The organism is Blautia hansenii DSM 20583 (genome assembly GCF_002222595.2).
GTDB classification, from domain to species: domain Bacteria; phylum Bacillota; class Clostridia; order Lachnospirales; family Lachnospiraceae; genus Blautia; species Blautia hansenii.
Genome location: NZ_CP022413.2, coordinates 678,569 through 696,438, shown reverse-complemented (window position 1 = coordinate 696,438; position 17,870 = coordinate 678,569). Strand labels below are relative to the sequence as shown.

Below are 17,870 nucleotides of genomic sequence, written 5' to 3'. Positions count from 1 at the left end.
TCTGCTCTCCTTTCGCAAAAAATCCTCCTTCTTTTTATTCTTTTGTATTGAAAAAGAAGGAGGATTTCTATTTATTCTTTTATTTATTCTTTTATTTCTGCTTCTACAGCCGCTACTTCTTCTGTAGGTTCCTTTATTCCTTTTATCTCATGGAAAATTTTCATAAATTCCTTACCTGTAATAGTTTCTTTTTGAATAAGAAATTCTGCAATTTTATCAAGAGCTTCACGATTTTCACTTAAAAGTCTCTTTGCTTCATCATATGATTTTTTCAGAAGCTTCATAACCTCGTGGTCAATCTCCGTAGCCGTAGAGTCGCCGCAGTTTAACATGCTTCTTCCGTCAAGATACTGGTTCTGACTCTCTGCAAGCCCCATTAATCCAAAACGGTCAGACATACCATACTGGGTAATCATAGCTCTGGCAATTTTTGTAGCCTGCTCAATATCGTTTGCTGCGCCGGTAGTAACGGTGTCAAACACGATTTCCTCGGCTGCACGTCCACCTAAATATCCCACCAGCATTGCCTCTAATTCTTTTCTGGTATTTAAGAACTTTTCTTCCTCCGGAACGTGCATAACATATCCCAGCGCACCCATGGTTCTGGGGACAATGGTAATTTTCTGTACCGGTTCAGAGTCCTTCTGCAATGCGCTTACCAGTGCATGTCCTACTTCATGATAAGAAACAATCTTTCTTTCTTCCTTGCTTAAAATTCTGTCTTTCTTTTCCTTACCTACCAGAACAACCTCTACGGCTTCTAATAAGTCTTTCTGTGATACAGCCTGTCTCCCGTTCTTTACTGCCAAAATAGCAGCTTCATTGACCATATTTGCCAAATCTGAACCCACAGCTCCGGAAGTAGCAAGGGCAATTCCCTCTAAATCTACGGTTTCATCTAAGGAAACATTTTTTGCATGTACCTTCAGAATACTAATCCTTCCCTTTAAATCAGGACGGTCTACAATTACACGTCTGTCAAAACGTCCCGGTCTTAAAAGCGCAGGGTCTAACACCTCCGGTCTGTTTGTCGCAGCCAGAATTAAAAGTCCCTTGGAAGTATCAAATCCATCCATTTCTGCAAGAAGCTGGTTTAAGGTCTGCTCACGTTCATCGTTTCCTCCAAATCTGGAGTCTCTGCTCTTTCCGATGGCATCCACTTCATCAATAAAGATGATACATGGGGCATTTTTCTTTGCTTCTTCAAACAAATCACGTACTCGTGATGCACCTACGCCGACAAACATTTCCACGAAGTCAGAACCGGACAAGGAAAAGAACGGAACGTGCGCTTCTCCGGCAACTGCTTTTGCCAGAAGTGTTTTACCTGTACCCGGAGGTCCTACAAGCAATGCACCTTTTGGAAGCTTTGCACCGATAGCAGTGTATTTTCCCGGATTATGCAGAAAATCAACAACCTCCTGTAAGGACTCTTTTGCTTCATCCTGTCCTGCCACATCCTTAAAAGTAATTCCTGTTTCCTTCTGTACGTAAGCTTTTGCTTTGCTCTTTCCTACGCCGCCCATCATGCCGCCGTTTTTATTCATACGGCGAAACAGCATATTCAGCAGGAAGAACATTAAAACAATCGGTACAATCAGACTAATCAGACTGAACAGAATTTCCATAACTACATTGGGCTTTTCAGTATAATAGTCATTGACTCCTGCTCTTTCCAGTCTTTTTACCAAATCGGTCTTATCTTCGGAAAGAACCGTATAAACTTCTTTTTTTACGCCCATGCGCTGCTGCTCTTTTAAGGTAACTCTTAAAGTTTCCCCTTTAATCTGTACCTCCTGAACCTTGCCCTGCTCCAGCAAATCTACAAACTCACTGTATTTAATTTCACCGGAACCTCCCTGCATTGTCATTGTCAGGAGATTTACTAAAAACATAACCACCATAATGCAAATTAAAAGCATCAGTATGGGTTGTTTATTCTTAGGTCCATTTTCATTATTATTTTGTGGACTTGGGTTTTGATTTTGATCCATTTTCATCCTCCTCATACTATCTCTTTTATTATAAGGATTACTGTGCTATAAATCAACATTTAGATTGTGAAAAAGAGGACACATTTATTAAACTTTTGTAAATTTATGTTGAATATACACAAAATAAAACATTTTTCTTTTTACCACTGGAATTTCCCCTTGCTTTTGTAGTATACTATCGCAGTGGTTTAAAAAAATTTATAGAAAAGGGGCATGAATATGAAAATAGGATTTGATAATGACAAGTATTTATCGATGCAATCAGAACACATTAAAGAACGTATCAGCAAGTTTGATAACAAGCTGTATCTGGAGTTTGGCGGTAAACTCTTTGACGACTATCACGCCTCCAGAGTTTTACCCGGATTTGCCCCAGACAGCAAGCTTAAAATGTTAATGCAACTTTCTGAGCATGCCGAAATCGTAATTGTTATCAGTGCCGGAGACATTGAAAAAAATAAAGTAAGAGGGGATTTGGGAATCACTTATGACCTTGACGTAATTCGTTTAATTGACGCCTTTAAAGAAAGAGGCTTTTTCGTAGGCAGCGTAGTTATTACCCAATATTCCGGGCAAAACAGCGCAAATATCTTCAAATCAAAATTGGAGAATTTAGGGATTAAAGTATATATCCATTACCCAATTGAAGGTTATCCAAGTAATATTCCTCTCATTGTCAGCGATGAAGGCTATGGAAAAAATGAGTATATTGAAACTTCTCGTCCTCTGGTTATCATCACTGCACCAGGACCTGGAAGCGGAAAAATGGCAACCTGTCTCTCACAGCTTTACCATGAACACAAACGTGGAATTCATGCAGGTTATGCGAAATTCGAGACTTTCCCAATCTGGAATATTCCTCTGAAACATCCGGTAAATCTGGCTTATGAAGCAGCTACCGCAGACTTAAATGATGTCAACATGATTGACCCATTCCATTTGGAAGCTTATGGTGAAACAACAGTAAATTACAATCGTGACGTAGAAATTTTCCCTGTATTAAGTGCTATCTTTGAACGTATCTTTGGAAAATGCCCATATCAGTCTCCTACAGACATGGGTGTAAATATGGTTGGAAACTGCATTATTGATGATGAAGTGTGTCGTGAAGCCTCCAAGCAGGAAATTATCCGTAGATATTATCAATCTCTGGAAAGACATCTGGAAGGGGAAAACAACGATGATGAAGTATTCAAATTAGAGCTGTTGATGAAACAGGCAGGCATCTCCACAGAAAACAGAAAAGCAACTACTGCCGCTCTTAACTGTGCAAAAGAAACAGGGGCGCCTGCGGTTGCACTTGAACTGGAGGACGGAAAAATCATCACCGGAAAAACCTCTGATTTATTAGGCGCTTCTGCTGCCCTTATGTTAAATACCTTAAAGGAGCTTGCCAATATTCCTCATGAGGTACATGTTATCTCTCCGGCAGCCATTGAGCCAATCCAGAAGTTAAAAACAGAGTATCTGGGAAGCCAGAACCCACGCCTGCATACAGACGAAGTGTTAATTGCACTTTCCAGTACCGCTGCCACCAGTGACCTTGCAAAACTGGCTCTTGCACAGCTTCCAAAATTAAAAGGGTGTCAGGTACATTCCTCTGTTATGCTTTCAGCAGTGGACAAGAAAATATTTAAAAAGTTGGGAGTGCAACTTACTTGTGAAGCTGTTTATGAGCATAAGAAGTTATACTAGGTAAAAAATATCCTAACACAGTATATGAAAGAAGTTGAGTTTTAACTAAAAAGAGGAAAGAGTTTACACATATAACTATGGCAAGCTCTTTCCTTTTATCTTATTTTTTTATTTTATTCTTCGTATCCGTTTGGATTGTTTGACTGCCATCTCCAAGAGTCTTCGCACATTTCTTTAATGCCGAATTCTGCTTTCCATCCCAGTTCTTCTTCTGCTTTTTTTGCGCTGGAGTAGCAGGTAGCAATATCGCCCGGACGGCGTGGTTTGATTGCATAAGGTACTTTTACGCCGGTAGCTTCTTCGAAGTTCTTTACCATATCCAGAACGCTGTATCCTACACCTGTTCCCAGATTGTAAATTTTAAGCCCTGCTTTTTCTTCGATTTTCTTTAAAGCTTTTACATGGCCTTTTGCAAGGTCTACAACATGGATATAATCTCTTACACCTGTACCGTCATGTGTATCGTAGTCATTTCCGAACACACCTAATTCTTTTAATTTTCCTACTGCAACCTGTGTAATATATGGCATCAGGTTGTTTGGAATACCATTTGGATTTTCTCCAATTGTTCCGCTCTTATGTGCTCCGATTGGGTTAAAGTATCTTAAAAGAACGATGTTCCATTCCGGATCTGCTTTCTGAATATCGGATAAAATCTGCTCTAACATGGATTTTGTCCAGCCGTAAGGATTGGTGCACTGACCTTTTGGACATTCCTCTGTGATTGGAATAATTGCAGGATCTCCGTATACAGTAGCGGACGATGAAAAGATAATATTTTTCACATTATGCTTTCTCATAACATCTACTAAAGTAAGAGTACCGGCAATATTGTTTTCATAATATTCCCATGGTTTTGCCACAGACTCTCCTACTGCTTTTAATCCGGCAAAATGAATACAGGAATCAATCTCTTCTTTTTCAAAGATTTCATTTAACGCATCTCTGTCTAAAATATCTGCCTTATAAAATTTAACAGGTTTTCCTGTAATTTTTTCTACTCTTTCCAGAGATTTTTCACTGGAATTGGAAAGGTTATCTACTACTACTACATCATAACCTGCACTCTGAAGTTCTACTACTGTATGGCTGCCGATATATCCGGCACCGCCTGTTACTAATATTGCCATTTTTATTCCTCCTTTGAGAAAAGCACTATTTTTTATGTTTCAAAACACTTTTTATGTTTGTTTATACTCTACCACTTTCTTCCTGAAAATTCAAGTAAAGCTTAACGATATTTGTTTACAATTTCATTCATCTGTTCCAGTTTTTCTTCCATATCTTTTACTAGCTTAAACTGTGTACGACAACGATCCAGATTATGACCTTCTCTGTGTACTTTAAAGTAATGGTCTCCCTCTAAATAATCTGTAAGGAAACGCATACCACATTCATAAGTCATTGTCATTGCACCAATTGGAAGCATATCTAATTCTTCTTTTGTAAGGCTTCCATTACATCCTTCAATAAAGCCTTTTGTATACAAGTCAAATAACTCCATACTACAAGATACTTTAGATAAATCTCTTTCGTCTTCTTCTCCTGTACTTGCTCCGAAACGGATAGAATCACCAAAGTCATTTACTGCAAGTCCCGGCATAACCGTATCTAAGTCAATAACACAAATTGCTTTACGTGTTTCATCATCAATCATAATATTATTTAATTTTGTATCATTATGTGTTACGCGGAGAGGAATTTTTTTCTCAGACTGCATATCACATAAAATGTGTGCAAGTTTTTCTCTTTCTAATACAAAATTAATTTCTTCCTGCACGTCTTTTGCTCTACCGCAGGCATCTTCTTCTACTGCTTTTTTAAACTTAGCAAAACGGTCTACTGTATTATGGAAGTTCACAATTGTCTCATGGAGAGTTTCTGCCGGATAATCTGCAAGAAGTCCCTGAAAATGACCAAATGCAACAGCACTCTGATAGAAATCTTCTTTATTCTGAACTAAGTCATAAGTACTAGCTCCTTCAATAAAGATATAAGCTCTCCAATATTCTCCATCTTCATCTACGCAAAAAGATTTTCCATCTTTTGTAGAAACAATATTCAAAGTTTCTCTTTCTGGGTCTCCGCCATTTTCCTGAATTTTTTTATTCAACCAAGAAGTAACCCCTACTACGTTTTCCATAAGTTCTTCCGGATTTAAGAAAATATTTTTATTCATTCTCTGTAAAATATATCTTCTTGTTGTCCCGTTATCCTCACAAGTAACACGGAAGGTATCATTGATATGACCGCTTCCGTAAGGAATACACTCTACACAAGCTCCCTGAAACTGAAAGCTTTCAATTGTTGCTGTTTTTACTTCTGCCATTTTATTTTTCCTCCCAAAGTTTTTCAGGATATAATCCACTGTCTTTTAAGCTCTGAATTGCAGCTACAACCACCGGCTTATCTTCTTTGTAAGTTACGCCGTACCATTTATCCAGTGATTTTAATACCTGAACCGTAGCTTTTCCTTCGTTTAATAATTCATCCACTACAAATGGAAGGAAGTATTCGCATTTTAATGGATTTTTTTCCAGATTTTCATCTAAGAATTTAGAGAAACGAGCTTTCAGTTCTGCCAGAATACTTGGTGTGAAGCCCCACATATTCATAGAAACTGTGCTGCCTTCCGGAATAACGGTCCATGTCTGTCCGTCATCTTCTGTGTATGCTGTGCCGTTTTCTCTCTTTTCAATATGTGTTCTTTCGTTGATTTTCTGAAGATATCCGTTTTCATCTGTTACACAAACACCTCTTGCAACGTGTCCGTTTTCTGTTAATGTATTTTCTACTACATATCCTACCATTGTGTAACGATATTTATCATCATCTTCATGTGTTGTAAGATAATCGTAAATCATTTTAAATGCGTGACTTCCATAGTAATCGTCTGCGTTAATAACTGCAAACGGAGCGTCAATAGTTCCCAGACAGCTTAAAATTGCATGACCTGTTCCCCATGGTTTTACACGGTCTGCCGGTACTTCGTATCCTTCCGGAATATTCTGTAAGTCCTGAAATACATATTCTACATCAATGACTTTGCTTAAACGGTCACCGATTGCAGCTTTAAAATCTGCTTCATTTTCTTTTTTAATAATAAAGATAACTTTTCCAAATCCTGCTTTTACTGCATCATAGATAGAAAAGTCCATAATGATATGTCCCTGTGCATCTACCGGGTCAATCTGTTTTAATCCGCCGTAACGACTTCCCATACCTGCAGCCATAACTACTAATACTGGTTTTTTCATAACAATATCTCCTTTTCCTATAATTTTTTTCCTGTTTCTTATATTCTTATTCTATCAAAAATTTCTTTAAATTCCTTTGCACAAATTGATTTCTTTTTGTCATTTTTATGTAAATTTCATGTTCTTATCTTCATTTGTAAACACAAAAGAGGCGTTGCACAATATGCAGCGCCTCTTTTCTCTATTGATATTTTTTATTGTAAAGAAATAATAACACCAGCAGACCAACTAATCCGATTAATTCCATAGCCAGACCTGTAAGACTGATATTTTTCTGCCCCACAATAATTAAGCCGAGGCAAACAATAAAAACAATACTTTTAATAATAATCTTTACTGCATTATTCATTACTATTTCCTCCTTATCCTTTCAGACCGCCGAGAGTCATACCCTCAGTTAAACGTTTCTGTACTGCGATATACAGAATTAATGTAGGAAGCATAACAATTACAAGACCGGCATACATGATACCGTAGTTTGTAGCTGTTTTTTCTACTGCCATCAGGTTTTTCAGTCCCATAGCCAGAGTATCGTGTCCATCCATCAATGTGTATGCAATGATATACTCATTCCAGAAGGACAGGAAGTTGAATAAGATAACTGTAATGATACTTGGTTTTGCCATAGGTATCATGATTTTTGTCATAGTCTTAAAGTAACCGCATCCGTCAATGTAAGCCGCTTCTTCAAATCCCTTTGGTAAAGTTTTAAAGTAACCGCTTAACAGATAAATCGTAAACGGAAGACTGGTAGCCGCATAAATCAGCGCCAGAAGGAAACGGTTATTCAGGAAGAAATCTACACCGAATGTCTTATTTGCATCTGACAGCATTAAGAAAATCGGAACTACAATGTAGTTTACGTTAATAAACAGACCGGCCATACAAGCCAGATTTAAAATACCTTTGCATTTAAAGTTAAATCTTGCCAGTACATAAGATGCCGGTAATGCAATTAAAAGCAAGAGACAAAGAGCCAATGCTGTTACCATAACAGAGTTTAAGAAAAACTCTCCCATTCTGGCATCTACAAACGCCTGTTTAAAGTTCTCCCAACGTGGATCTGTCGGAAGCGCCCACGGGTTAATATCTGCACCAATAAATTCTGCATTTCTTTTTACACTGGCCATGAATACCCAGCCAACCGGCACAATAATAGAAATTGCCAGAGCAAAAAGAGCAATATAAATAATAATTTTGGATAAAATCTTACCTAAGCCATTTGATTTTTTCATTTCTTTTCGCTCTCCTTTCTAAAATTCTAAGACTTCTCGATCTGTAATCTTGTTTACAACTGCTGCAAGAACAAATGAGAAAATAAATACTACTACACCGATTGCCATACCATATCCATATACACCTGCGCCATAAGCCTGTTTGTACATGTAGTTCAGTGCAACCTCTGTCTTTCCGTTTGGTCCACCGTCTGTCATAATCTGAACAAACAGGAAGCTTAAGTTAATCGTACTGATAATATAGAAAGTTAATGTTGTACGAATATTATTCCAAATAAGAGGCAGAGTTACTGTGAAGAATGTATGAATTTGGGAAGAACCATCAAGAGATGCTGCTTCGTACAAATCTTCCGGAATTGCTGCCATACTTGCCATATACATAACCATGTAATAACCGATTGCCTGCCATACAAGGGCAAAGATTACGGAATAAAGAACAATTTTCGGCTCACCCATCCACTGATGTACCAATCCATCCAGATGAATTGCCTCTAAAAATGTATTTAACAAACCTGAACTAGGATTGTAAATAGCTCCAAAAATACCTGCTACTACTACGATACTTAAAATATTAGGAATATAGAAAATAACACGGAAGAAATTTTTTCCCTTAAAATCTCCTCTGGATAATAAAGCTGCAAAAAGGACTGCCAATACAATCGTGCAAATCATAACCAGTACAATAACCAGAATTGTATTCTGCATTGCCTCTAAGAATATCTTATCCTGCATCAATTTTGCAAAGTTTTCAAATCCAACAAATTCTTTCTTGTTTGTAATTCCACCCATGCGGTATAAGGACATGTTAAATACTTTTACCGTAGGAACGAAAATGAAAAGTAAGATTAAAAGAACTGCCGGTGCCAGACAGGCAAACACAAAACGTCCCTGTGATTTTTTCCTGTTCATGGTTTTCCTCCTCTTCTTTTAAAAACGGTGAGTCGTAAACAACTCACCGTTTCAATATCCATGTTTAAATTGTGCTTACTTTAAAGCGCCTGCACATTTTTCCCATGTTTCTGTTAACTGTGCCTGCCAATCTTCTACTGTCATTTCACCTGTGTTTACGCTGTATGCTGGTCCGTAAACTGCTTCTTTCATGTTCAGACCTTCGATTGGTTCTGTTGCAACCCATCCACCTGTAACTGTAACAATGTTGTCTGCTGTTGATGCTTCGTAGCAGTCTTTTGTTGTACCTTCCGGTAATTTTTCAGCAGCGCCTTTTACTGGTGCTACAACTGGTGCTGGAGATGTTTTACCTGTTTCTTTATCTGTTGTTTCATTGTTTAATAAAATATCAACAACTGTATCAGAGTACATGAATTTGATAAATTCTTTTGCTAAATCCATGTTTTCAGCTTCTGCCGGAATCCACATCTGCTCTGTGAATGTGTACATTGTCTGAGTTTCATCGCCTTCCCACTTAGGTGCTGGCATCATACCCCATCTGAAGTCTTCTGGTGTAGAAGCAGCCATTTCGCCGATTACCCAGTTACCGTTTGGCATGAATAATGCTTTGTTGTCAATAACGTTCTGCTGGTTGATTTTGAAACCACCGTCAGCGTTTGCATTTGCTACTGTATCTTTTTCTGTATATTCAGGAGATACTAATTTTCCTAAAGTATCCAGAACTTTTTTACCTTCTTCAGATGTCCATGTATCTTTGTCGTATTTGATTGCTTTCTGATAGAACTCTGTTCCGCCAGCCTGTGCTAACATACTGTAAATAGTTGCATCTAAGTAACCTGACTGTGGGAATGTAAATAAAGAAACTCCATCAGCTTTAGCTGCATCGCCTAAAGCAAAGAATTCTTCCCATGTTGTCGGAAGGTCATATTTTTTGTTTTCGCCTTCGAACAGGTTCTTGTTATACCAAAATCCTGTTGGTGTATAGAAAATAGGTGCAAGATAGATTTTTCCGTCAGCGAATGGCTGTGCATCTGTACCGTCTGTGATACCGTCTAACAGTCTGCCTTTTAATTCTTCATCAGCGAATACGTCTGAGATATCAGCGATTGCACCTTCTTTTAACATTGTTTCTGTAAATCCGCTCTTCTGTCCTAAGTTGTAGTATACTACGTCAGGGAATTCACCTTTCTGAATGGATTTTGTTAAGTCCTTGTCCAATTCAGAAGACATTTCTAATTCTACTTCAACACCTTTTTCTTCTTCGAAAGCTGCTGCGATATCTTCCCAGATTTTTTCTCCGTTACCACCTTTGAAAGCAGCTAATTTCAGAGTCTGTTTTTCTCCGCTCTCTCCATTATCTTTGCCTTCTTCTTTACCTGTGTCTGCTGCAGGTTTTTCTTCTTTTGTGTCTCCACATGCAGCAAGTCCGGATAAAGCCATTGTTGAAACAAGAGCCATAGCTACCAGTTTCTTTACCATCTTCATTTTCATTGCTAATTCCTCCCTAATTTGTAGATGATAAACATCTCTTTTAGATTTTATACATCACATTATAACACATTTTTCAATTTTGTATTTATATTATTTATTGCATATTTTGCACAATCCACTTTCTTTATGGTGATTTCACCCAAAAACAGCCTGTCCTTCTTGTTTATTTATACTTTTCTTCTATTATTTTTTTAAATATGTAGGTTTTTCTTTCGTCACCTTCACCAACACAAGTCAATAATTTTGCAAATCATCTTGTATTTTACGAAAAATTCCCTTATAGTTGTAAATAGTTTGAACGAATGGAGGAATGTAATTTTGAATAAACCGAATATTCTGCTTATTATGACAGACCAACTTCGTGGAGATTGTCTGGGATTTGCGGGGCATCCTGATGTAAAAACTCCTTATCTTGATACCCTTGCCAGCCGAGGCGTTTCTTTTGACAATGCTTACAGCTCCTGTCCAAGCTGTATCGCCGCAAGAGCCGCTCTTCATACCGGTATGGCACAGGAACATCACAGACGTACCGGATATGAAGATAATATTCCGTGGGAATACCCAAATACCATGGCAGGAGAGCTTTCCAAGGCAGGCTATTACTGCCAGTGCGTAGGAAAAATGCACGTACACCCTCTTCGCAACTATCTGGGCTTTCACAATGTAGAACTCCATGACGGATACCTGCACAGCGCACGATATACCAATGTGCCGTGGCAGGAGTCACAGAAAAATGCTGACGATTATTTCCACTGGTTAAAGCAGGAAAAGGGAATTGATACAGATGTAACAGATACGGGATTAGAATGTAACAGTTGGGTAGCACGTCCTTGGATTTATGAAGAAAAGTATCACCCCACCAACTGGGTGACAGACAGAAGTATTGACTTTTTAAGAAGAAAAGACCCACAAAAACCTTTCTTCCTTATGGCATCTTATTTAAGACCACATCCGCCTTTTGATGCGCCGTCTTATTATTTCGACCTGTATAACAAAAAAGAGCTGACGCCTCCTGCTGTGGGCGATTGGGAAACCACAGAAGAATTACAGGCTATGGGACGTGTCTTTGACTCAAAATGCGGTCCCTCTGATGCAGTGCTTATCCGAGAAGCTCAAATCGGCTATTATGCCTGCATTACTCATCTGGACCACCAAATCGGACGCTTGATACAGGCACTTGTGGAATATGGTGTCTATGACAACACACTTATTCTCTTTACCTCAGACCACGGTGAAGAGCTGTGTGACCATCACATGTTCCGAAAATCCAGACCGTATCAGGGCAGCATCCGTATTCCTATGATTGTGTCAGGAAACGATAAATTTCTTTCAGGTATGAAACAGGGAACGGTTTCCCACAGTGTGGTAGAACTTCGAGATGTTATGCCTACCCTCCTTGATTTTGTAAACGCAGATATTCCCGACAGTGTAGATGGGAAAAGTATGCTTCCGTTAGTTACAAATCCTGATGAGAAGCTGCGGGACGTGCTTCACGGCGAACACTCTTACGGCCCTTACTCCAATCACTGGCTGGTTTCCTCCTACGACAAATTTATCTGGTACAGCGAAACAGGCACAGAACAATACTTCCGTATCAGCGAAGACCCAAAAGAGCTTCATGATGAAATATCCAATCCGGCTTACCAAAAACGCATTGAACAGCTTCGGCGCACACTGATTGAAACCTTAAAAGACCGCCCGGAAGGCTTTTCAGACGGTACACAGCTCATTACCGGCTGCCCGTATCCGCCTTACATGCCGGATAAAGCTCAAAAAGAAGGAAAATAAATTAGAAAGTGCTGTTGAAGCAATTTTCCACCTGTGGCAAATTGTTTCAACAACATAGCAGCCATACATCTCCGTGATTTTTATACCATATATTATTCTCAACTATGAGATGTATAAAAATACTCCGCTGTTCCATAGACAAACAATCGGAACATTTTAAAAGTTTTTCAAGCATAGCGATGCCTTGAGAACCGTGTCTGAGTGCACCAGCACGAGTTTGGTGAGCAAGGCATCTATAAGCGGCGCAGAAAAACTTAAAAATGGACGAGTTTTCTATGGAACAGCGGAGAACGTTATTATAATCTTGCTGCCAGCCATTCCCATCTTACAATACTGTATTCAAAAAATTCCTGATATGCTTCGCAGAAATAATTCTTATTTTCTTTTGTATAATTTCTTCTGCAGCCTCCTCTGCAAAGAGGGTACCACTTACAAGCCTTACAATTCTCCCCTCGCTTTACGCCTTCCTTAAAAAATTCCATATCCGGTAAAATTCCCTGAAAGAAGCGGAAATTTTCATCCGTCACATTGGCAACTCTGCAATTATCCAGCACATAAAAATCACATGGATAAATATCACCGTTTGCTTCTACAATATTCTGCATGGAACATCTTCCTGTCTGAGAGCAGGCTTCCGGCGGCATTCCCTTTAACATAGAAAACCAGTTGTCAAATTCACGAATAGAGACGATTTCTCCCTTTTGAATATCCTCAAACCATAAGTCAAAAAGCTCCTTCAATGCTTCTGCATACACCTTGGGCGTTAAAGACCAAGGGTATTGTCCTTCTTCCTCTCCCATAGGGTCTAAGCAGGGAATATACTGCTGATAATAAAAGCCTTCTTTCTTTAAAAAGCGATAAATAGAAGCTATCTTTTTTGCACTCTGTTTGGTAAGCACACAAAGAATATTTACTTCTACCTTATTTCTCAGCAATTCTTTTGCATTTTTCAGAACAAGAGCAAAGGTTCCCTTCTTTTTAGCGTCCTGTCTGTTTCTGTCATGAATTTCTTTTGTTCCGTCTAAGGAAATTCCAACTAAAAAGTTGTTTTCTTTTAAAAATTTTACCCAGTTATCGTCTAAAAGTGTTCCGTTTGTCTGAAGGCAGAAATTTACTTTTGTTTCTTTCTTTTTATATTTTTTAACACATTCCACAAATTTCTCAAAAAATTCCAGTCCTGCAAGTGTAGGCTCACCGCCCTGAAATCCAAAGGTGCAGAAATCTTCTGCTTCTTCCAAGGCCTTTTTTACCAGTATTTCCATGGTATCTTCTTTCATAATTCCATAAGAAGGAATTTCTCTGTTTTTACATTCATCTTCATAAAAACAATAAGAACATCTTAAATTACAATTTGAAGATGCCGGTTTTATCATCATCTGCATATATTTCATGTTTCTTCCTCTTTCTCCTGTACTTTTCTTTATTGTAGCTTTTTCCCTTTATAAATACAACAATTTTATCCAAATGTAGATTTTTCTCTCGTTTTCCTTTATAATAAAGTTAATATTCATTCTTTTTAGGAGGTTTATCATGCCATTTAAAAGTTTAGAATTGATTGAAGATGTGAAAATTGACAGCATTATTACAATTCATTACTTTGAATATATGAGTGATTATAGTTTTCCGGGAGAGAGCCATGACTTTTGGGAATTTTTATGCGTAGATAAAGGCGAAGTAGAAATTACTGCCGACAACAGAGCTTACACCTTAAAAAAAGGAGAAATTATTTTCCATAAGCCAAATGAATTCCATACCGTTCGTGCTAACGGAAAAATTGCCCCTAATCTGGTGGTTATTTCCTTTGACTGTACCTCTCCCTGTATGGATTATTTTCAGGATTTAAAAACAAGCATTGGAGAGACAGAGCGTAATCTCATTGCTCAGATTATTTATGAGGCAAAACGCTGTATCAAAACACCACTAAACGACCCGCAGACAACGGAAATGGTACGAAATCAAGATGCTCCCTTTGGTTCAGAGCAGTTAATTAAAATTTATCTGCAAGCTCTTTTGATTACGATTATCCGCAATCTTCAGCTGGGACAGTATTCTGCTCCTGCCATAAAATCCATGAAGCTGAAAAGTGACGATTTATTATACAATAAAATCACTACTTATCTGGAAGAGCATATTCGTGAGCATCTCACCATTGAAACGATATGCCGTGACAATCTCATTGGCCGTTCTCAGCTTCAAAAGCTTTTCAGAGAGCATGACCAGTGTGGTGTGATTGACTATTTCTCCCGTTTGAAGGTAGAACTGGCAAAACAGCTTATTCGAGAAAATCATCACAACTTTACGCAGATATCAGAATTTATCGGATATACCTCTATCCACTACTTTTCTCGTCAGTTTAAAAAAATCACGGGAATGACACCTTCTGAATACGCATCTTCGATTAAGGTAATTTCTGACAGAAAATAGACTTTCTGCATTTTAGCATTGAGTTTCCTTTCTGTTCATATTATAATGAAAGAAAATTTAGAAAAAAGTATTTAATTACTTTACAAAAAGGAGTATGGGGAATGAAAATCTACAAAACAAAAAATTACGATGAAATGAGTAAAAAAGCAGCACATATCATTGCTTCTCAAGTTATTTTAAATCCTGACTGCGTACTTGGTCTTGCAACAGGTTCTACACCTGTGGGCACTTATAAAAATCTGATTGAATGGTATCAGAACGGAGATTTGGATTTCTCACAGATTACCTCCTGCAATCTTGACGAATACAGAGGTTTAAGCGGAGATAATGACCAGAGCTATCGCTATTTTATGAACCACAATCTTTTTGACCACATAAATATTCGCAAAGAATGTACTTATGTTCCTGACGGATTGGACAAGGACAGCGATGCAGCATGCAAAGCTTACGAAGAAATCATTGAAAAAGTAGGCGGTATTGACTTACAGCTTTTAGGTCTTGGTCATAACGGACATATCGGTTTCAACGAGCCTGCCGATGAATTTCCTAAGACAACACATTGTGTAGACTTAACAGAAAGCACAATTCAGGCAAATAAACGTTTCTTTGAAAACGAAGCGGATGTGCCTCGTCAGGCATATACAATGGGTATCGGCACAATTATGAGCGCAAAAAAAATCCTTGTTGTTGTAAGCGGTGAAGACAAAGCTGAAATCTTAAACAAAGTAATCAACGGACCGATTACTCCACAGGTTCCTGCTTCTATTTTACAGCTTCATCCAGATGTAACAATCGTAGCTGACGAAGCAGCTTTATCTAAAACAAAATAATTTTTTATAAAACGTAATTACTATAAAAATGCTGTCACTTTAAGTATTATCTAAAAATGATATATACTTAATGCGACAGCATTTTTTTAATTTGTTTTAATTTTCTTTAATTCTTTCCATTTCAGGCGATTTCCATAGTGCATAACAGAAGCGCTGTATATGCGGGTGGAAAACATTGTTACAATTACAATGGCAAGCACTAGAAGGAAAACGGAAATCCCCAATTCCTTCATGGTAATCTCCCCTGTAATCAGCTTAAACGGTACTGCAAAGGGTGAAGAAATCGGCAGATAAACAGCCAGCTTGGAAAGCATTCCGCTTCCCCCTCCCATAACAGAAGTAAAATATCCCAGATAAAATCCGATAATCACAAGAATACTCACCGGCATCATAGCGGAGTTTAAATCCTCCATTTTGCTCACGGCAGCGCCGCATACAGAATTCATAACTGCATAAAGAGCATATCCCAAAATAAAATAGATAATCAGGAACACCAGTGTTTTCGGTGTAAAGCCTGAAACAGCTAAATCCACACCGGCAATCTGAAAGCCCTCCGGAAGGATAAATTTGTAGCAAAATGCAGCAAACGCCATCAGCCCTACCAGCTGAAGAAGTCCTAAAACACCCATAGCCAGACATTTTCCAATCAAGATTTTGGAAGGCTTGGCTGAAATAATCAAGGTTTCCATAACTCTGGATGTCTTTTCTGAGGAAATGGACATTGCTACACCATAGCCATAATAATATACGGCAAAGAACATGACGAAGGTAAGCAAAAGTCCCACCACATATTCTGTTAAATTCATATTTCCTATAAATCTCTGGGTATAGGTAAGCGGTGTCTGAATAGCATCAACTTCTCCTTTCTCCAGTCCGTTTTCTGTAAGAAGGTGAGACTGCCATACTTTATTGCAGGCGTCTGTAATGGTATCTGCCTGTACCTTACTCAAAAAGTTGCTCACGGTAATCTCCAGAACCGGAGCTGCATCCTTTTCCTGAATAGAAAGAATAGCCACGTTTCTGCTTTTGCTTTCATCCACAGCTTTTTCCAGCCCTTTTACCTCATCCTGTTCTATGGATTTAAAATTCATTCCCGGATAAGCTGCTTTCAAATACTCTATTTCCTTCTCAAAGACTCCAGTTTCATCAACTAAGTAACAGGTTCCACTGTATTCGGTCTTAGTGTCTGTGCCTTCTTCCCCATTGTCAAAGAATGACATTACACGGGGAATGGCACACATAACGCCTAAAAGAACCATAATTACAATCGTGGAAATCCAAAAAGCTTTCTTTCTAATTCCTTCTTTAAATGTATAAGAAAATACGGTTAAAATCTGCTTCATTTGCTTTCCCCTGCCTTTCTGACGAAAATTTCCTGTAAGGATGGTTCACGGATTTCAAATTTTAAAGGATAGATGTTTGACTCTGTCATTCGTCTTAAAAATCTATGCGCCATCTCATCTCCCTGTATCTTATATTCTGTCTCAGCCGCTCTTTTTTCAAAAAGCTCCAATCCTTCTGCCTGTGCCAAAGTGCTGACATCCTCCTGCGCAGCTACTACCAGATTGGTATGTCCGTACCCTGCTTTGATTTCTTTTAAATTGCCTTTTAAAAGAGTTTTTCCTCTGTCCAGAATAACCAGATTTTCGCAGTATTCTTCCACCGTTTCCATCTGATGGGTACTTAAAATAATATATTTCCCCTCTGCTACAAGCTCCTTTACCAGATTTCTCAACACCTGTGCATTTACAGGGTCTAAGCCGGAAAAAGGTTCGTCCAGAAAAATCAATTTCGGATTATGTATAATTGCCGCAATTAACTGAACCTTCTGCTGATTTCCTTTCGACAGCTTTTCTGCCGGCGTATTCTGATATTCCGACACCCGCAGCCTTTCCATAAGCTCCAGTGCAGATTTTTTTGCTTTTTCCTTCTTCATGCCTCGCAGTCTTCCAAAGTAAACCAACTGCTCCAGCACTTTCGTCTTCATATAAATTCCTCTCTCCTCCGGAAGATATCCAAAGGACAAGGTTTCTCTTGAAATAGGAGTGCCGTTCCACAGCGCTTCTCCCTCATCCGGCTGCATAATCCCCAAAATATTGCGGATAGTCGTGGTTTTCCCTGCTCCGTTTGTTCCCAAAAGTCCGAATACCCCCGGCTCTTTCATCTCAAAGGATAAATGATCCACGGCTGTTTTTTCTCCGAATTTCTTTGTAATTCCTCTTACTTCTAATCCCATGTTACTCCTCC

General features: G+C 38.5%; 15 protein-coding genes. 4 read left to right on the top strand and 11 right to left on the bottom strand.

The window, feature by feature from the left end; all coding sequences use genetic code 11:
* Positions 1–83 precede the first annotated feature (83 nt).
* Entirely contained in the window at positions 84–1,994 is a 1,911-nt protein-coding gene (gene ftsH, locus CGC63_RS03355) for an ATP-dependent zinc metalloprotease FtsH (RefSeq protein WP_040351013.1), read from the bottom strand.
* A gap of 219 nt (positions 1,995–2,213) precedes the next feature.
* Here ftsH and CGC63_RS03350 point away from each other — a divergent pair, with 219 nt between their 5' ends.
* Positions 2,214–3,689: a DUF1846 domain-containing protein gene (locus CGC63_RS03350; RefSeq protein WP_009247067.1), complete on the top strand. Its 1,476-nt coding sequence runs from the start codon at positions 2,214–2,216 to the stop codon at positions 3,687–3,689.
* 113 nt (positions 3,690–3,802) lie between these two features.
* Here CGC63_RS03350 and galE read toward each other — a convergent pair whose 3' ends face one another.
* The 7 genes from galE to CGC63_RS03320 all read right to left on the bottom strand — a co-directional run bounded on the left by galE (position 3,803) and on the right by CGC63_RS03320 (position 10,581).
* Positions 3,803–4,819, bottom strand: a complete 1,017-nt coding sequence (gene galE, locus CGC63_RS03345; protein ID WP_004220743.1) for a UDP-glucose 4-epimerase GalE — start codon at positions 4,817–4,819, stop codon at positions 3,803–3,805.
* A 101-nt stretch (positions 4,820–4,920) separates the two neighbouring features.
* Complete coding sequence (locus tag CGC63_RS03340; RefSeq protein ID WP_004220745.1) at positions 4,921–6,018, bottom strand: phosphotransferase enzyme family protein; 1,098 nt, start codon at positions 6,016–6,018, stop codon at positions 4,921–4,923.
* Position 6,019: 1 nt separating this feature from the next.
* Positions 6,020–6,946, bottom strand: a complete 927-nt coding sequence (locus CGC63_RS03335) for a nucleotidyltransferase family protein (RefSeq protein WP_009247068.1) — start codon at positions 6,944–6,946, stop codon at positions 6,020–6,022.
* Between the two features lie 181 nt (positions 6,947–7,127).
* Positions 7,128–7,295, bottom strand: coding sequence for a DUF6903 family protein (locus CGC63_RS15405; RefSeq protein WP_004220754.1), 168 nt, complete (start codon positions 7,293–7,295; stop codon positions 7,128–7,130).
* A gap of 13 nt (positions 7,296–7,308) precedes the next feature.
* Positions 7,309–8,181: a carbohydrate ABC transporter permease gene (locus tag CGC63_RS03330; RefSeq protein WP_004220757.1), complete on the bottom strand. Its 873-nt coding sequence runs from the start codon at positions 8,179–8,181 to the stop codon at positions 7,309–7,311.
* An 18-nt stretch (positions 8,182–8,199) separates the two neighbouring features.
* A complete protein-coding gene (locus CGC63_RS03325; protein WP_004220759.1) occupies positions 8,200–9,090 on the bottom strand; it encodes a carbohydrate ABC transporter permease in 891 nt (296 codons plus the stop codon).
* 75 nt (positions 9,091–9,165) lie between these two features.
* On the bottom strand, positions 9,166–10,581 hold the full coding sequence (locus tag CGC63_RS03320; protein WP_004220761.1) for a carbohydrate ABC transporter substrate-binding protein: 1,416 nt from the start codon (positions 10,579–10,581) through the stop codon (positions 9,166–9,168).
* 318 nt (positions 10,582–10,899) lie between these two features.
* On the opposite strand from CGC63_RS03320, the gene CGC63_RS03315 reads away from it, so the two are divergent.
* Entirely contained in the window at positions 10,900–12,369 is a 1,470-nt protein-coding gene (locus CGC63_RS03315) for an arylsulfatase (RefSeq protein WP_040351014.1), read from the top strand.
* A gap of 296 nt (positions 12,370–12,665) precedes the next feature.
* Here the strand turns inward: CGC63_RS03315 and CGC63_RS03310 are convergent, their stop codons facing one another.
* Positions 12,666–13,760 (bottom strand): anaerobic sulfatase maturase, encoded by a 1,095-nt coding sequence (locus CGC63_RS03310; RefSeq protein ID WP_004220771.1) that lies wholly within the window; start codon positions 13,758–13,760, stop codon positions 12,666–12,668.
* Between the two features lie 139 nt (positions 13,761–13,899).
* Between CGC63_RS03310 and CGC63_RS03305 the strand changes: the two genes are divergently transcribed.
* Complete coding sequence (locus CGC63_RS03305; RefSeq protein WP_004220773.1) at positions 13,900–14,793, top strand: AraC family transcriptional regulator; 894 nt, start codon at positions 13,900–13,902, stop codon at positions 14,791–14,793.
* A gap of 101 nt (positions 14,794–14,894) precedes the next feature.
* Entirely contained in the window at positions 14,895–15,623 is a 729-nt protein-coding gene (gene nagB, locus CGC63_RS03300; RefSeq protein WP_004220775.1) for a glucosamine-6-phosphate deaminase, read from the top strand.
* A gap of 86 nt (positions 15,624–15,709) precedes the next feature.
* On the opposite strand, the gene CGC63_RS03295 is transcribed toward nagB, so the two are convergent.
* Together CGC63_RS03295 and CGC63_RS03290 are read right to left on the bottom strand one after the other, a co-directional pair.
* A complete protein-coding gene (locus CGC63_RS03295; protein WP_004220780.1) occupies positions 15,710–16,966 on the bottom strand; it encodes an ABC transporter permease in 1,257 nt (418 codons plus the stop codon).
* Positions 16,963–17,859 carry an ABC transporter ATP-binding protein gene (locus CGC63_RS03290; protein WP_089438662.1) on the bottom strand — a complete coding sequence of 299 codons (897 nt, stop codon included), beginning with the start codon at positions 17,857–17,859 and terminating at the stop codon, positions 16,963–16,965. Before CGC63_RS03290 ends, CGC63_RS03295 begins: the two co-directional genes overlap by 4 nt.
* Positions 17,860–17,870 lie beyond the last annotated feature (11 nt).

Coding starts and splice junctions, on each gene's coding strand:
- ftsH (WP_040351013.1), bottom strand. CDS start 1,994: ATGGATCAAAATCAAAACCCAAGTCCACAAAATAATAATGAAAATGGA.
- CGC63_RS03350 (WP_009247067.1), top strand. CDS start 2,214: ATGAAAATAGGATTTGATAATGACAAGTATTTATCGATGCAATCAGAA.
- galE (WP_004220743.1), bottom strand. CDS start 4,819: ATGGCAATATTAGTAACAGGCGGTGCCGGATATATCGGCAGCCATACA.
- CGC63_RS03340 (WP_004220745.1), bottom strand. CDS start 6,018: ATGGCAGAAGTAAAAACAGCAACAATTGAAAGCTTTCAGTTTCAGGGA.
- CGC63_RS03335 (WP_009247068.1), bottom strand. CDS start 6,946: ATGAAAAAACCAGTATTAGTAGTTATGGCTGCAGGTATGGGAAGTCGT.
- CGC63_RS15405 (WP_004220754.1), bottom strand. CDS start 7,295: ATGAATAATGCAGTAAAGATTATTATTAAAAGTATTGTTTTTATTGTT.
- CGC63_RS03330 (WP_004220757.1), bottom strand. CDS start 8,181: ATGAAAAAATCAAATGGCTTAGGTAAGATTTTATCCAAAATTATTATT.
- CGC63_RS03325 (WP_004220759.1), bottom strand. CDS start 9,090: ATGAACAGGAAAAAATCACAGGGACGTTTTGTGTTTGCCTGTCTGGCA.
- CGC63_RS03320 (WP_004220761.1), bottom strand. CDS start 10,581: ATGAAAATGAAGATGGTAAAGAAACTGGTAGCTATGGCTCTTGTTTCA.
- CGC63_RS03310 (WP_004220771.1), bottom strand. CDS start 13,760: ATGAAATATATGCAGATGATGATAAAACCGGCATCTTCAAATTGTAAT.
- CGC63_RS03305 (WP_004220773.1), top strand. CDS start 13,900: ATGCCATTTAAAAGTTTAGAATTGATTGAAGATGTGAAAATTGACAGC.
- nagB (WP_004220775.1), top strand. CDS start 14,895: ATGAAAATCTACAAAACAAAAAATTACGATGAAATGAGTAAAAAAGCA.
- CGC63_RS03295 (WP_004220780.1), bottom strand. CDS start 16,966: ATGAAGCAGATTTTAACCGTATTTTCTTATACATTTAAAGAAGGAATT.
- CGC63_RS03290 (WP_089438662.1), bottom strand. CDS start 17,859: ATGGGATTAGAAGTAAGAGGAATTACAAAGAAATTCGGAGAAAAAACA.